Consider the following 14609-nt stretch of genomic DNA (forward strand, 5'->3'; position numbering starts at 1 on the left):
TGAAATAATTTTGAGCCCAGTGAAATGCTATAAAAAGCAAGACTAAACAAAAATGCTTGTTTAGTCTGATGCTCGTAGTTTTTCATTAAATATGATTTGTTAATGGTAAACCTATACCGTTATGATTTCCGGAACGAAAAGCATAACGCAGCTAGATTCATATTAATACACGTCTATCTCAGGATCAATCTCTTCTTTCCATGCAAGAATACCACCTTTTAAGTTTGACAAATTGTCAAAACCTTGTTGTTCCAACATCATTACTGCTTGAGCCGAGCGCTTTCCTGAGCGGCATTGAACAACAACGGGTTTATCTTTAGCAATTTTATCGACTTCAATTAAGATTCCAGATAAAGGAATATTCAATCCTCCCAAATTAGAAACCTCATATTCAAATGTTTCACGGACATCAATTAATTGAAAATCTTCATTATTATCAATTTTTGATTTAAGTTCTTCTACTGTTACTTCTTTCATGATGATTACAATTTATATCAAACTTAGATAAATTGCTTTTTATATGCAACATAATTTTGTCACATATAAAAACAATTTATGTTCTCTCCTCTGCCATTAAAAGCGATTAATTCATATAGAAAATATACTACTTAAGAGAAAATATAATCCTTAATTCCCAAAATTAACCGCTAAAGGGTAAGGTCTTTTTGCATGACATAATCATCCAAAACATAACCATGATAAGGGATATCAACCGTTTCAGTGATCAAAAAGTCCTGCTTTAAATAAAAATAATAAGCTGGATTATTCCGGTTTACATTAAGTTCTAATCGTTTCAGATCCTTTGATTTGGCCAACTGCGCTACAAAATCCAGCAGCAGCTTTCCATATCCTCTACCCTTAACCTCAGCCAAAAGATAAAGTTTTTCTATTCTCATAATAGCCTGTTCCCTCACTTGAACAGAAACAAATCCTTTCGCTACAGCATCTTCATACAACACATAAAAATCTTGACCACCAACCATTAAAGCTCGAATCGCTTCAACAGTGTAGTTTTTGTTCAACATAAAATCAATTTGTTCCGTTGTCAAAATTGCCGGATAAGTTTCCCAATAGCTTTTCTTTCCAATTTCACTAATCGATGTCGCTTCTGTTGCTCCAGCGAACTTGATACTTACCGTACTCATAGTTTTTCTGTCAATAAACAAAATTGTGGTGCTGAAAATCTGATACTAAAAAAACCATCATTGATCGTTTCAAAATGATTTTCTCCTATTCTATTTAATCCGCTTGTTGCCAGATCGCACCATGCAGGTTCGATGAAAAGATGATCACCAGCAGGCATCCATTTCTCAAATCCGGACTGAACAAAGATAGTCCTCTTATCATCATGCAACCAGACAAGATCAATCTCTTGGACAAAACTTTCCAATATCTCTTGATCAAACCCCGATCCTAATATATTAACCGCTTTATACCCTTCTGCAATAAGATAGCGCAAAGCGCTGGCGATATAATTTACGTCATAAAGAACAGTCTTGACATGTTCTTGCGGTAGATCAATCGGCACTGGGGTAAATATGACATCCACCTTGTATGCCTGCGAAGTAACTGCTTCGTACGAATTAACATCCGTAACGATCGTTGGCGACCATTCCAAAAGTTGGCCAACAAGTTCTTCATCGATACTATAAAAATCGGTTATAAGTAATGCAGGCTCTTGCCTTTCTCGAACAATATGATGTGACGACATATGTTTTACTGACCTAATCTTCGTAATGTCATATAAGCCATCAGCCCAATGCTCAATTGTAATGCATCCTCATCGATATCAAAAGAAGAAGTATGAACAGCAGACTGGATACCCTTTGCTTTATTTCCAGTACCCAGACGGTAGAAACAAGCATTTACTTCTTGAGAATAGTAGGAGAAATCTTCTGCTGCGGGCCAAAGATCTAAGTCTAAAACATTTTCTTTACCCAGATATTCTTCAGCAAAACCCCGGGCCGCTTTTGTCAGCTCAGGATTGTTGATTAAAAACGGATATCCTTTTCGTACATCAAAATCACAAACAGCCCCCATACTCTCCGCGATACCAGTAGCCATTTTAACCATCTTTTCATGCGCCTCAGCGCGCCAATCTTCATCAAACGTACGGAAGGTACCTTCTAAATAAACTTCATCAGGAACGATGTTAGTAGCTCCATTAGCGATGATTTTACCAAAGGACAGCACTGTTGGAGTTCTTGGGTCAGCAAAGCGACTGGCTATTTGTTGAAGTGCCGTAATGATATGTGCTGTAATGACAATTGGATCAATATTTTGATGTGGATGCGCTCCATGACCGCCCTTTCCCCTTACTGTCATAAACAGCTCGTCACAAGAAGCCATATACTTACCTTCTCTAAAACCTACTTTTCCGGCTTCAATAAACGGCATCACATGTTGGCCTATAATAGCCGTAGGAGCTGGATTTTGCAAGACTCCTTCTTTTATCATCAGAGAAGCACCACCTGGCAGACGCTCCTCTCCCGGTTGGAAAATCAATTTGACGATCCCTCCAAATTCTGCTTTTAAAGACTGTAATATTTTTGCAACCCCCAGCAACGATGAAGTGTGCACATCATGCCCACAAGCATGCATGACACCGGGATTTTGAGAACCGTAGTTCCTGCCTTCCACCTCTTGAATAGGTAAAGCGTCCATATCAGCTCGTAAAGCAATAACTTCATCCGATTCTATGTCGCCTGTCAAATACGCGACAATACCCGTGTCAGCCATTTCTTCAAAGGGAATCCCGATATCATTCAATACAGATTTGACATATGCCGAAGTATTGTACTCTTCAAAAGAAAGTTCAGGGTGTTGATGAAGATGTCTCCTCATTTGAACTGTTTCTTGAAAAAACTGTTGGGCTAAGGCATTAACTTGATCTTTAATACTTGCCATGATCATAAGATTATTGGTAAACAAAAACGTTTTCAGAAAATACGAATACGTTTTTAAATTGTTGGCGAAGCAAATTCATAAAATTATTTGCTTCAGATCGACTCCTAAAGTCTCCTACTTTGACCCTGTAATTGGGTTCGTCGTAATTGATATAGGTATCAATATCTTTGTACATATTTCTAAATCGTGCCTGCTCTGAGAAAGCATTATTACGATCACTGCCTGCGTAAATCTGAACTCTAAAACCGCGCACTGTGGTACGCGTAGCCGCGCTTCGTACAGGTGGTTTGGTTGGAACCGCAACAGGTTTGCTTTCGACAGGATTGATACCCATATTTGCCCGATAATGTTGTAAAATTGTAATCAATGTATCTTTTACAATCACTACATTATCGTTTTTCTGAGCCTTTACTTTTGAAAAAGTACAAGCAACTAAAGCAAAAACAACTATCAATCCTTTCTTAAGCATTCTTTTATTTTTTTAAATACCGCCTAACTATTAGCGCCGTGGCAGTTTTTGTATTTCTTTCCTGAACCACAAGGACAATCATCATTGCGGCCAATTGCATTTTCATTCCGAATAGGCTGTGTAGGTCCCAAGTCACGTGTATCTACATCTTCAGCACTCACCCCTATTGGAGATTCTAATTCTGCTTTTGTAGCTTTCACTTGAACTGGAGGTGCCTGTACCAAACGCTCAGGAACACTTTGCATATTTTGTCCTGGTATCTCACCTTTAAAAATGAAGCTAACAATATCCTTATTCATAGCCGCTAACATCGATTTAAATAAGTTAAAAGCCTCCATTTTATAGATAATGATCGGATCCTTTTGCTCGTAAACAGCATTTTGAACAGATTGTTTTAAGTCATCCATTTCACGTAAATGCTCTTTCCATGCTTCATCAATTAAAGCTAGAACAATCCCCTTTTCAAATGATTTGAAAACTTCTCTTCCTCCAGTTTCAATCGCTTTCTTCAAGTTTGTAGCAACTTGGATGCCACGAAGACCATCAGAGAAAGGAATAACAACATTTTCAACCACATTCCCACGTTCTTCAAACACATTTTGAAGCACAGGCATCGTATGAGCCGCTACGGTGTTTAATTTAGTATGGTAAGCATTAATGATCTGTTCAAACAAACGATCAGTCAACCCTTCAATTTTTAAGTTTGTAAATTCTTCTTCCGAAATCTCCGGATTGACAGCAAACACACGGATCACCTCAATTTGAAAATCTTCATAAGAACCACCCTCTTTGGCATCAACCACGATTTCTTCGACAACATCAAAAATCATGTTATTCAAATCGACATCTAGACGTTCTCCGAACAAAGCATTTTTACGTTTTGTATAGATAACCGTACGCTGTGAGTTCATCACATCATCATACTCCAAAAGTCGTTTACGAATACCAAAGTTGTTTTCTTCAACTTTACGTTGCGCACGTTCGATTGATTTGGTCAGCATGCTATGCTGCATCACTTCACCTTCTTCAACTCCCATCTTAACCATGATGTTAGAGATACGCTCCGAAGCAAATAGACGCATCAAGTTATCTTCCAATGAAACGAAGAATTGCGATGATCCCGGATCCCCTTGACGACCAGCACGACCACGTAACTGACGATCGACACGACGTGACTCGTGACGCTCGGTACCGATGATCGCTAGACCACCAGCAGCTTTAACTTCGTCTGTTAACTTAATATCCGTTCCACGACCAGCCATGTTTGTTGCGATCGTTACTTGACCAGGTTGACCTGCTTCAGCAACAATATCAGCTTCTTTCTGGTGTAGTTTTGCGTTTAAGACATTATGTTTAACCTTACGCAATTGGAGCATACGGCTCAATAACTCAGAGATTTCAACAGATGTTGTACCCACTAAAACGGGTCTACCTGCTTCTGTCAATTTTTGAATTTCTTCTGCAACAGCATTATATTTTTCACGAGCAGTACGGTAAATAAAATCTTGACGGTCATCACGTAAAGCAACGCGGTTGGTCGGAATTTCGACCACGTCCAATTTATATATTTCCCAAAGCTCACCCGCCTCAGTAGAAGCTGTACCCGTCATACCTGCAAGTTTGTGGTACATACGGAAGTAATTTTGTAAAGTAATGGTTGCATAAGTCTGTGTAGCATCTTCTACCTTTACATTCTCTTTTGCTTCAATCGCTTGGTGCAAACCATCTGAGTAACGACGACCATCCATGATACGTCCGGTTTGCTCATCTACAATTTTAACCTTTCCCTCGTCAACGATGTACTCAACATCATTTTCAAATAAAGTATATGCTTTTAATAATTGGTTGATCGAGTGAATACGCTCTGCTTTGATCGAATAATCACGCAATAATTCCTCTTTGCGGTTAGCCTTCTCCTCTAAAGGAATATCAGCTTTTTCAATATCAGCAATTTCAGAACCTACATCCGGTAAGATAAAGAATGAAGGATCTTCTCCAGAAGCCGTGATTAATTCAATCCCTTTTTCTGTTAATTCTACTTGATTGTTTTTCTCATCGATCACAAAAAATAATTCGGCATCCGCCTTAGGCATATTTTTGTTCTGCTCTTGCATGTAGTAGTTCTCTACTTTTTGCAAAATCTGACGATGATTATCTTCACTTAAGTATTTAATCAGGGCTTTATTTTTAGGCAATCCGCGGTAAGCTCTAAATAAGGCCAAGCCACCTTTTTCTGGATCAATATCTCCAGCCTTAACCGCTTTCTTAGCTTCATTCAATACCGTGTTGATATAGGCTTTTTGAGCATTTACCAAACGTTCGATACGTGGTTTTAATTGGTAGAATTCATGCTGATCACCACGAGGAATAGGACCTGAAATAATCAAAGGTGTACGAGCATCATCAATTAACACTGAATCGACCTCATCCACCATCGCAAAATGCAGCTTCCCTTGTACTAATGCTTCAGGAGTCTGCGTCATATTATCACGTAAATAATCGAAACCAAATTCGTTATTGGTACCATAAACGATATCAGAAGCATAAGCTTTACGTCTTTGTGGTGAATTTGGTTGATGTTTATCAATACAATCTACACTTAAACCATGAAACTCGAACAATGGTGCATTCCACTCCGAGTCACGACGTGCTAGATAATCATTGACCGTTACTATATGTACACCATTACCGGCTAACGCATTCAAATAAGTCGGCAAGGTACCTACCAAAGTCTTACCCTCACCGGTAGCCATCTGTGCAATTTTACCTTGGTGCAATACAATACCGCCAATCAACTGCACATCATAATGTACCATGTTCCAGGTTACCTCAGTTCCCGCAGCCAACCACACATTTTTCCATGTCGCCTGATCACCTTGGATCACTACATTTTGTTTTTGTGCAGCGATTTCTCGATCAAAATCGGTTGCTTTAACGACTAATTGTTTATTTTCTGTCAGACGTCTAGATGTTTCTTTTACCACGGCAAATGCTTCAGGTAAAATATCCATCAAAACTTCTTCTAATTTTTTATCACGATCTTTGGATAATTTATCCACGTTTTCATATATCGCAGTTTTCTGAGACATATCCAGGTCATCAGCCTCAGCTTCTGCTTTTAAAGTAGAGATCTCGGTATCAATATCTGCTAAATATCCTTTAATTCTATTTTTGAAATCAGCCGTTTTGCCACGCAATTCATCATCAGTAAGTGACGAAAGCTGCTCGTATTCCGATTTGATTTTTTCTACAATTGGTTGAACTCCCTTAATATCTCGCTCGGATTTACTTCCAAATAATTTACTTAAAAATTTTAACATAATATTCTTTTCTATCTCAATTTATGACTTTCATTCAATAATGACTCCAAACTAAAATTGCAGACAAATTGACACTAATCGGGCAAATTTAGTTATTAGATATCATATCTAACATACGATATCCATATTTTTTACTCTTTTTTATGACAAAAATAAATTCTTGTCCGTTTTCGGGATAAAGCCCATATCCTGAGCCTTATTAAACATGATTTCAATTGCTGAACGTCCCTCTTTTCCAAGCACTATAGAATACTTATTGACATAAAGATCGATGTGTTTATACATCACTTCAATACTCATCTCCTGCGCATGTGACTTGATAAACTCCAGACCTGATGTAGGGTTAGCAAAAGCGTATTCGACACTTGCTCGCAAAATACGATTCAGTTTTTCCTTAATATCGGCAGGAATACTTCTTTTCACTACAATACCGCCCAATGGAATAGGACAATTTGTCGTTTTTTCCCAGTAATCTCCCAAATCAACGACTTTAAAAAGCCCTTTTTCCTGATAGGTGAATCGATTTTCATGAATAATTAACCCCAAATCGATATCGCCAGACAACAAAGCTCCTTCGATCTCTGAAAAAACAAGCTCTTTTTTATTCTTCAGTTCTGGAAAAGCTAAACCTAATAAGAAATTAGCAGTTGTGTACTTGCCGGGATAGCCAACCTTTAATTGTTGCAATGCTGCCGTCAATGGGGTATTCGAAGACAGTTTTTCTTGAAGCTCTCTAGCCAAATGCTCATCGTGAGTGATCAACATCGGTCCAACTCCAAATCCTAATGCACTACCTGCATCCAAAAGCTCATAATCTTCTATCGCATAGGCAAAAGCATGATAGCTCAATTTCGTTATGGCTAAGTCTCCCTTAAAAGCTTTTAGATTTAAGGTTTCGACATCTTCATAAACAACGTCAAATTCTAGTCCTTCTGTATCTATTTTATGATGGATAAGTGCATCAAAAATGAAGGTATCATTAGGACAAGGGGAAAAACCCAATGTCAATTTCATATGGATAATTTATGTGTAAATATATAAAGTATTGTCGCTATACAGGTGGCAACCAATACTCCTTTTGCTAAGGCTTCTTTCTCTCCTTTAAACAAAAAACGTATCGCCAACAAATTGATAAATACCGCAACAGCATATATTAATATTGGTTTTTCGGCTACCGTTTTTTCAAAAAGTGTCGTATAGGTAGAAATTAAATAAGCGATTAAGGGCGCTATAGCTCCCAGTAAAATCCCTATGCCTAAATTGTTTTTCATACTAACTATCGAATGCCCAAGAATTTAATTGAGGGATGACGTGGTGAGCGGTCATATCAAACTGCGTTGGAACTATAGCTACATATCCTTTACTTAAAGCATACGAATCCGTATCCTCGCCCCGATCTTCCAACTCAAATCTACCTGTCATCCAATAATAATCTCGATCTCTAGGATCGACACGCTCATCAAACTCTTCGACATAATGCCCACCTGCCTGACGACAGATTTTAATTCCTTTGGCTTCATCTTTAGGAAAATTGACATTTAATAAAGATCCTTTTGGAAGACCATTTGCCAGTACTTGTTTGGTAATCGAAAGGAGATACGGTCTACAATGTGAAAAATCAGCATCATAGTCAAAATTATCTAAAGAAAATCCAATAGATGGAATTCCTTCAATCGCTCCTTCAACTGCCGCAGACATCGTTCCCGAATATAATACATTGATCGAATGGTTTAATCCATGATTAATACCCGAAACACATACGTCTGGTTTACGTCCTTTAAAAATCTTGTTAACAGCCAATTTAACACAATCTACCGGAGTTCCTGAACATTTATACATCTCCACACCGTCATATAAGTCAATACGATCTAAACGCAAAGGTCGGCCGATTGTAATAGCATGTCCCATGCCCGATTGTGGACTATCAGGAGCAACGACAACCACGTGTCCTATTTTTTGCATTTCTTCAATCAAAACTTTAATACCAGGCGCAGTAATGCCATCATCATTCACCACCAAGATGGTTGGTTTTTTCTTTGTCATGACGCTAATTTAGGAAGAAAAAAAGAAAAGCTTTCGTTTTTAAGACAATGCTTTTTCTTTTTATACATTAAAAAGACCTAAGCTCATTTTTTATTAAGGCTAACTGAAAGAGAGATAGGAAGCATATTAAATATTAAGCCTGATTTTTAACAGATATAAGATAGATTTAATACAGTATTTATAGAGCTTTACCTATACGAACCCTATAGAAACCCTCTATTATCTCTATACTAAAGCTTAATAATATATTGATCTAATCATAACCTGAATATAATCTTATTCGTATAGTGGCCGAATTAAAAACAGGCAGATTTTTTATGATTAAAATCCCAAAAAAGCAACGAGTAAATTTCTGTTTTTAAGTAACTTCGTCCATTCATTGTGTTTTCAAATTCAAAATGGTCAATTTTATACTTATCATATTCTGCATATGCGCCGGAATGCTGTTTAAGCATTTCAAACTCATTCCTGAAAATGCTTCTAAAAGCATTAATATTTGGGTATTGTACATCGCCTTGCCTGCAGTATCTTTTAAATATATTCCACAGATCAGTTGGAGCACTCAACTGATCTTTCCGGTGTTATCGCCTATATTAGTGGTTGCAGGAAGTTGGATATTTATGGAATTGTATTGTCGATATAAAGGCTATAGCCAACGTTCTCGGAGTACATTAGAATTATCTTCAGCGTATAGTAATACCTCTTTTATTGGGTTTCCATTGATCATCGCCTATTACGGGGAGCAAAACCTCAGCATTGCCATTATTTGTGACCAGGTCAATTTTATGCTTTTATCTACGGTAGGCATTATCTGTGCCATCAAGGGAGACCGCAGTCATAATGAAGGAATCAAAGTTGGCGCTTTATTAAAAAGGCTTTTTACTTTTCCGCCCTTTATCGCTTGTGTACTTGCGGTTATACTATCACAATATGTCGACTTGGGCATAACCGAACCATTCTTTGATAAAATTGCATCAACAGTTGCTCCCTTAGCCTTGTTCTCTGTTGGCCTGCAGCTCCAGTTTAAGGGAATGAAGCGAGAGATTTCTCAGATCTCCATGACATTATTATATAAGTTGATGCTAGCCCCTGCTTTGGTTCTGCTAGCTGCTGTGGCAATGGGCATAAAAGGTGATATTGCACGTGTCAGTATTATGGAGGCAGCCATGCCCACCTTAATAACAGCAAGTATGGTCGTACAACAATTCAGGTTGAACACCAAACTGATCAACTTGATCATCGGCTTGGGCATTATTCTCAGTCTGTTTACAACTGCCCTCTGGTCTTATATCATTTCTATTTTCATTTAATCTTTTTCCGATATCGATTGCGAAGATTATTGTGGCTTATGATGTTTTAATGTCTTATTTTTAACATATTTCTTAAATACGCTAAAATATGAAAACGAATTATGAGTCGCGCTACGCAATTAGCCCAAATGAATGCAAAACACTTGACACCAAGTCTTTAAGAGAGAACTTTTTAATTGAAAATATTTTTGAAGCAGATCAGATCCATTTTACCTATTCACACTATGATCGTTACATGGCAGGAGGCGCCATGCCTGTTGCGGATAAACTAAAATTGGAAACAATACCTGCTCTACTGAAAGAGCCTTATTTCCTCAGTAGAAGAGAGTTGGGGATCATCAATGTGGGCGCAGCTGGACAAGTTGAAGTCGATGGAACCGTCTACGATCTAGCGAATAAAGAAGCTTTATATATCGGTAAAGGAGTTGAAGAGGTCTATTTTAGTAGCAAGGATGCATCAAATCCAGCAAAATTTTATCTGAATTCAACCCCTGCCCATCATGCTTTTCCGACAAAAAAAGTGACAAAAGAATCGGCAAATAAGATCGAACTTGGTTCTCTTGAAACAGCTAACCATAGAACAATCAACCAGATGCTTTTGAATAAGATTGTCGATACCTGTCAGCTGCAAATGGGAATGACAGAGCTTAAGCCTGGATCTGTTTGGAATACGATGCCCGCACATACGCATGACCGTCGTATGGAAGTATATTTCTATTTTGAAGTACCAGAAGGGCAAGCAGTCGCCCATTTTATGGGGCCAGTAGAGGAGACCCGTCATATCTGGATGAAGAATGAGCAAGCTGTGATCTCCCCGCCTTGGTCTATCCACTCTGGAGCAGGAACGAGTAATTATACCTTCATCTGGGGTATGGCAGGAGAAAATTTAGATTATGATGATATGGACAAATCTGCTATAACCGATTTAAAATAATAAGGTATGAGATCATTACTATCAGCTGTCTGTATACTTGGGAGTGCATCAAGCTTATTTGCTCAAAATACAAGCTCTTTAATTATTCAGAATCCATCAGCTTTCGAAAGAAAAGAAGTCATTAGCATTCCTTTCGAAAATTTTAAAAAGCATTTTGAATTAAAGGATAGCATTTTCTCCATTATTGATCAAGGATCAAAAAAACCGCTTATATACCAATTGGAAAAAAGAGGAAAATCAACACCTCAAAATGTTTTGATTGCTGTATATATTGCTGCTAAAGGAAAAATAGAACTTACCGTTTCGTCAGCTATTCCATCAAAAACAGCGAATAAAGTTTTTGCTCGCTATGTTCCTGAGCGAAAAGATGATTTTGCGTGGGAAAACAATGTGGTTGCCTTCAGAGCTTACGGTAAAACATTGGAAGGCACTTCTGAAGATGCACAAGGGTTTGATTATTGGGCTAAACGTACTGAAGAGTTAATTATCGACGAATGGTACAGAACTGGAGACTATCATGCAGACCACGGAAAAGGCCTAGATTACTATTCTGTTGGTCAAACCTTAGGCGTTGGAGACATAGCCATCTATTTTGACAAACAGATCCACTACACAAAACACTATCGCCAATATGAAATTTTGGACAATGGTCCTATACGGGCTAGCTTCAAATTAATCTATGAGCCTCAAGAAATAAATGGTCAAAAGATAGGGATAGAAAAAGAAATTTCCATCGATGCAGAAAGTCAATTGAGCAAAATCAATGTTCGTGTTCATAATGCGACCGCAGCCACGACACCTATTGTCATTGGTATTGCTAAACGAAAAGAAGCTAATCCAGTTATTGCAATTGATAAAAAAGCAAATTTCTTCGCGTATTGGGAACCAGAACAACATGGAAACATAACCGGAACTGCCTTATTGTTACCCGAGGTTAAGAAAGATTTTATGGACACTCCAAATCAATTTTTATGGAGCGTAACGGCAAAAAACAATCAATCGCTGACCTATTACATGGGTGCCGCATTTAATAAAGCAGGAAAAATTACATCTATGGATGCGTGGAAAAACTATTTAAAGCAGGCATCAGAGCAAATTCATAAACCTTTAACCATTAGCTATAAAAAATAATGTCTATACTACAATCATTTGATTTAACAGGTAAAGTTGCCCTGGTTACAGGGTGCAAAAGAGGGATCGGTAAAGCAATGGCTGAAGCATTGGCAGAAGCTGGTGCGGATATTATCGGTGTTTCAGCTTCATTGGAACTTGAGAACTCTGCTATTCAAAAATCGGTGGAATCTCTCGGTAGAAAATTTTACGCATATCAATGTGATTTTTCAAAGCGAAAGGATCTATATGCATTTATTACAAAGGTGAAAGAACAACATCCTGTCATTGATATTTTGGTCAACAATGCGGGCAATATCTTACGTAAACCGGCTGCTGAGCATCCGGATGAATACTGGGATGAGATCATTGAAATCAATCAAAATGCACCATTTATTTTGACGAGAGAAATAGGTAAAGCTATGATTTCACGTGGAACAGGAAAAGTTATTTTCACCGCATCCTTACTTTCTTTTCAAGGGGGGATCAATGTGCCGGGATATGCCGCATCAAAAGGTGCAATTGCTTCAATGACAAAAGCTTTTGCCAATGAGTGGGCTTCGCTAGGTGTCAATGTCAATGCTATTGCTCCGGGATATATTGCAACAGACAATACGGAAGCGTTGCGCGATGACCCAGAGAGATCTGCTTCTATTTTAGGTCGTATTCCTGCTGCAAGATGGGGACAGCCCCAAGACTTCAAAGGGCCGATCGTATTTTTAAGTTCTGATGCGTCTAACTACGTGGATGGAACAATTCTAACAGTCGATGGTGGCTGGATGGGTCGATAATCAAAATATGTAGCGAGGCTTTCCGCTGGAAAGCCTCGCTACTTTTTCTTTGCAACTCGAAAACCGAGGTTACTAAAAGAAGCACTGGGGTTGACCGAACCTATATATTGTGAGTTGAAGGAAGCGCAGCTATTTTTACTGCACCACCATGAGCCACCGCGCGCATGCGCTACTTTTCGCCCTTGATCTCGAACTAGCGATCCTTCGCAAAATTCAAAAACATTGCCATATATATCATATAAACCTAAAGGATTTGCTTTGAATGATTTAACAGGTGAGGTATATAGAAAACCATCTGTCGTATCGGCAACTAAATGATTTCTTCCGTGCCATATATTAGCATAATCCATGATGTTATCTAACTCTACACCTTCAAAATATCTGGTTTGCGAGCCCGCTCTTGAAGCTACTTCCCATTCCTCTAATGATGGTAGACGAACTCCTGCCCATTCGCAATAGGCTAATGCATCACGATAGGATATACACGTTACGGGATGATCCATCTTTTCTTCAATGTCCCCCCTGCTTGTTCCATTTGGAAACCGCCAATAAGCCGTACTATCCTGTAGCCATCGAAATTCTGCTAAACCTGGTTCAAAGACCATAGCATTGTGATATCGTTCTGCCAACGTGATATAATTGGTCGAACCCACAAATGCTGCAAATGCCTCATTTGTTAATTCGGTCTCAGCGATTGAAAAAGCAGATAGACTGACAACTCTACGAGGGTTATCTAAACTGAGTGTGTCGCCTAATATATAGGTGCCTGCTCCTATGTCTATAAACCGTTGCTCTTGTGCAAAGGATTGACTGGTGCAAATAACGATTCCGAGCAGTAAAATCCAGACTTTCTTTATCATTTTGAAATCTTCTCTTTATAGTAACGACTTGCACGTTCACATATTAAATCTTCATTTGCTTTGTTATAATTCAGGAAAGAATAATAATTAGCATCAGGACCATATAACTTCTGGTAAGATGTTGATTTCAAAAACTCATCGTACTCTCCCCGTTTCATTAAAAGCATCAGTAAGGTTAATGCATCCTTATCTTGAGCGGTGCTTTTGACATAACTAATGATAAAGGGAATCATTTGCCAAGCATTCATCTCTAAGATTGCTTCTTTATAATTTATCCCCATTCGTTTACTACGCACAACCGATTCTTCAATGAGTTTCATCACAGAGTCGCGATTTTCGATCAGAAAATCGGCTTGTCTTTGACTCCAGCTCGCTTCATTAAATCCTGTTTCCAATTGACTGAAAATTCTTTTTTGAATATCGTTCTGGTATTCTGGAATAGCGCAGTTCTGTTGGCTCATCTCAGCATGGATCATGACATAGGTAAACTTTTCTCTTAGACTTAGTGCTTTAAATTGTGCTGCGCTTATAGCTTCTATACCACCGTCCGAACTGCCCAATGGATCTTCTTTAAATGTAATCGTTTCGATCAACTGCTTTACTTTTGATAATCCGTAAGGCGGTATAGTCATTTTAGTGCGCAATTCGTAACCTTTTTCATCTCTGCTATAAGAGCTTCCTTCGTCTCCATTGGATTGAGCAAATGCCTTTATAAAGCCAAAAAATAAAAGGATAAATAATAATATAGAAGTTCTCATCATTTTTTCTTTAAAAATAATCAAAACACTCGAATTAAATGTTTGTTAAAAATAAGAATAAACTGCTAGAGGAGCACACGCAGTAATGGCGGTTTCACCCATCATGT

Annotated in this window: 15 protein-coding genes; 4 read left to right on the top strand and 11 right to left on the bottom strand. The window is 38.2% G+C overall.

What is annotated here, in order from left to right; translation table 11 throughout:
- Positions 1-162: 162 nt before the first annotated feature.
- The 9 genes from MUB18_RS04515 to surE all read right to left on the bottom strand — a co-directional run bounded on the left by MUB18_RS04515 (position 163) and on the right by surE (position 8739).
- Positions 163-477 (bottom strand): rhodanese-like domain-containing protein, encoded by a 315-nt coding sequence (locus tag MUB18_RS04515; protein WP_045754215.1) that lies wholly within the window; start codon positions 475-477, stop codon positions 163-165.
- 170 nt (positions 478-647) lie between these two features.
- Positions 648-1145: a GNAT family N-acetyltransferase gene (locus tag MUB18_RS04520; RefSeq protein ID WP_248755104.1), complete on the bottom strand. Its 498-nt coding sequence runs from the start codon at positions 1143-1145 to the stop codon at positions 648-650.
- A complete protein-coding gene (locus MUB18_RS04525) occupies positions 1142-1711 on the bottom strand; it encodes a thiamine diphosphokinase (protein ID WP_248755105.1) in 570 nt (189 codons plus the stop codon). The genes MUB18_RS04520 and MUB18_RS04525 overlap by 4 nt, the downstream gene beginning before the upstream one ends.
- A gap of 5 nt (positions 1712-1716) precedes the next feature.
- Entirely contained in the window at positions 1717-2907 is a 1191-nt protein-coding gene (locus tag MUB18_RS04530) for a M20 family metallopeptidase (protein ID WP_248755106.1), read from the bottom strand.
- A 10-nt stretch (positions 2908-2917) separates the two neighbouring features.
- The gene (locus tag MUB18_RS04535) at positions 2918-3376 is read right to left on the bottom strand and encodes an SPOR domain-containing protein (protein ID WP_045754211.1); all 459 of its coding nucleotides are present in this window, start codon (positions 3374-3376) and stop codon (positions 2918-2920) included.
- Between the two features lie 23 nt (positions 3377-3399).
- Positions 3400-6696 (bottom strand): preprotein translocase subunit SecA, encoded by a 3297-nt coding sequence (gene secA / locus MUB18_RS04540; protein WP_094771822.1) that lies wholly within the window; start codon positions 6694-6696, stop codon positions 3400-3402.
- A gap of 141 nt (positions 6697-6837) precedes the next feature.
- The gene (locus MUB18_RS04545) at positions 6838-7710 is read right to left on the bottom strand and encodes a menaquinone biosynthesis family protein (protein ID WP_248755107.1); all 873 of its coding nucleotides are present in this window, start codon (positions 7708-7710) and stop codon (positions 6838-6840) included.
- Positions 7707-7967, bottom strand: a complete 261-nt coding sequence (locus MUB18_RS04550) for a hypothetical protein (RefSeq protein ID WP_248755108.1) — start codon at positions 7965-7967, stop codon at positions 7707-7709. Before MUB18_RS04550 ends, MUB18_RS04545 begins: the two co-directional genes overlap by 4 nt.
- A gap of 1 nt (position 7968) precedes the next feature.
- The gene (surE, locus tag MUB18_RS04555) at positions 7969-8739 is read right to left on the bottom strand and encodes a 5'/3'-nucleotidase SurE (RefSeq protein WP_045754207.1); all 771 of its coding nucleotides are present in this window, start codon (positions 8737-8739) and stop codon (positions 7969-7971) included.
- 398 nt (positions 8740-9137) lie between these two features.
- Between surE and MUB18_RS04560 the strand changes: the two genes are divergently transcribed.
- From MUB18_RS04560 to MUB18_RS04575, 4 genes are all read left to right on the top strand, one after another.
- A complete protein-coding gene (locus tag MUB18_RS04560) occupies positions 9138-10049 on the top strand; it encodes an AEC family transporter (RefSeq protein ID WP_262917511.1) in 912 nt (303 codons plus the stop codon).
- An 88-nt stretch (positions 10050-10137) separates the two neighbouring features.
- Positions 10138-10983: a 5-dehydro-4-deoxy-D-glucuronate isomerase gene (kduI, locus tag MUB18_RS04565; RefSeq protein WP_248755110.1), complete on the top strand. Its 846-nt coding sequence runs from the start codon at positions 10138-10140 to the stop codon at positions 10981-10983.
- Positions 10984-10989: 6 nt separating this feature from the next.
- A complete protein-coding gene (locus MUB18_RS04570; RefSeq protein ID WP_248755111.1) occupies positions 10990-12114 on the top strand; it encodes a DUF4861 family protein in 1125 nt (374 codons plus the stop codon).
- Positions 12114-12884, top strand: a complete 771-nt coding sequence (locus MUB18_RS04575) for an SDR family NAD(P)-dependent oxidoreductase (RefSeq protein WP_045754203.1) — start codon at positions 12114-12116, stop codon at positions 12882-12884. Before MUB18_RS04570 ends, MUB18_RS04575 begins: the two co-directional genes overlap by 1 nt.
- Before the next feature lie 38 nt (positions 12885-12922).
- Here MUB18_RS04575 and MUB18_RS04580 read toward each other — a convergent pair whose 3' ends face one another.
- Both MUB18_RS04580 and MUB18_RS04585 read right to left on the bottom strand, forming a co-directional pair.
- Positions 12923-13744 carry a formylglycine-generating enzyme family protein gene (locus tag MUB18_RS04580; protein WP_248755112.1) on the bottom strand — a complete coding sequence of 274 codons (822 nt, stop codon included), beginning with the start codon at positions 13742-13744 and terminating at the stop codon, positions 12923-12925.
- Positions 13741-14505: a hypothetical protein gene (locus MUB18_RS04585; protein WP_045754202.1), complete on the bottom strand. Its 765-nt coding sequence runs from the start codon at positions 14503-14505 to the stop codon at positions 13741-13743. The genes MUB18_RS04580 and MUB18_RS04585 overlap by 4 nt, the downstream gene beginning before the upstream one ends.
- Between the last annotated feature and the right edge of the window lie 104 nt (positions 14506-14609).

Origin of the sequence: Sphingobacterium sp. PCS056 (assembly GCF_023273895.1) — a bacterium.
Lineage (GTDB): Bacteria > Bacteroidota > Bacteroidia > Sphingobacteriales > Sphingobacteriaceae > Sphingobacterium.

Coding starts and splice junctions, on each gene's coding strand:
- MUB18_RS04515 (WP_045754215.1), bottom strand. CDS start 477: ATGAAAGAAGTAACAGTAGAAGAACTTAAATCAAAAATTGATAATAAT.
- MUB18_RS04520 (WP_248755104.1), bottom strand. CDS start 1,145: ATGAGTACGGTAAGTATCAAGTTCGCTGGAGCAACAGAAGCGACATCG.
- MUB18_RS04525 (WP_248755105.1), bottom strand. CDS start 1,711: ATGTCGTCACATCATATTGTTCGAGAAAGGCAAGAGCCTGCATTACTT.
- MUB18_RS04530 (WP_248755106.1), bottom strand. CDS start 2,907: ATGGCAAGTATTAAAGATCAAGTTAATGCCTTAGCCCAACAGTTTTTT.
- MUB18_RS04535 (WP_045754211.1), bottom strand. CDS start 3,376: ATGCTTAAGAAAGGATTGATAGTTGTTTTTGCTTTAGTTGCTTGTACT.
- secA (WP_094771822.1), bottom strand. CDS start 6,696: ATGTTAAAATTTTTAAGTAAATTATTTGGAAGTAAATCCGAGCGAGAT.
- MUB18_RS04545 (WP_248755107.1), bottom strand. CDS start 7,710: ATGAAATTGACATTGGGTTTTTCCCCTTGTCCTAATGATACCTTCATT.
- MUB18_RS04550 (WP_248755108.1), bottom strand. CDS start 7,967: ATGAAAAACAATTTAGGCATAGGGATTTTACTGGGAGCTATAGCGCCC.
- surE (WP_045754207.1), bottom strand. CDS start 8,739: ATGACAAAGAAAAAACCAACCATCTTGGTGGTGAATGATGATGGCATT.
- MUB18_RS04560 (WP_262917511.1), top strand. CDS start 9,138: ATGGTCAATTTTATACTTATCATATTCTGCATATGCGCCGGAATGCTG.
- kduI (WP_248755110.1), top strand. CDS start 10,138: ATGAAAACGAATTATGAGTCGCGCTACGCAATTAGCCCAAATGAATGC.
- MUB18_RS04570 (WP_248755111.1), top strand. CDS start 10,990: ATGAGATCATTACTATCAGCTGTCTGTATACTTGGGAGTGCATCAAGC.
- MUB18_RS04575 (WP_045754203.1), top strand. CDS start 12,114: ATGTCTATACTACAATCATTTGATTTAACAGGTAAAGTTGCCCTGGTT.
- MUB18_RS04580 (WP_248755112.1), bottom strand. CDS start 13,744: ATGATAAAGAAAGTCTGGATTTTACTGCTCGGAATCGTTATTTGCACC.
- MUB18_RS04585 (WP_045754202.1), bottom strand. CDS start 14,505: ATGATGAGAACTTCTATATTATTATTTATCCTTTTATTTTTTGGCTTT.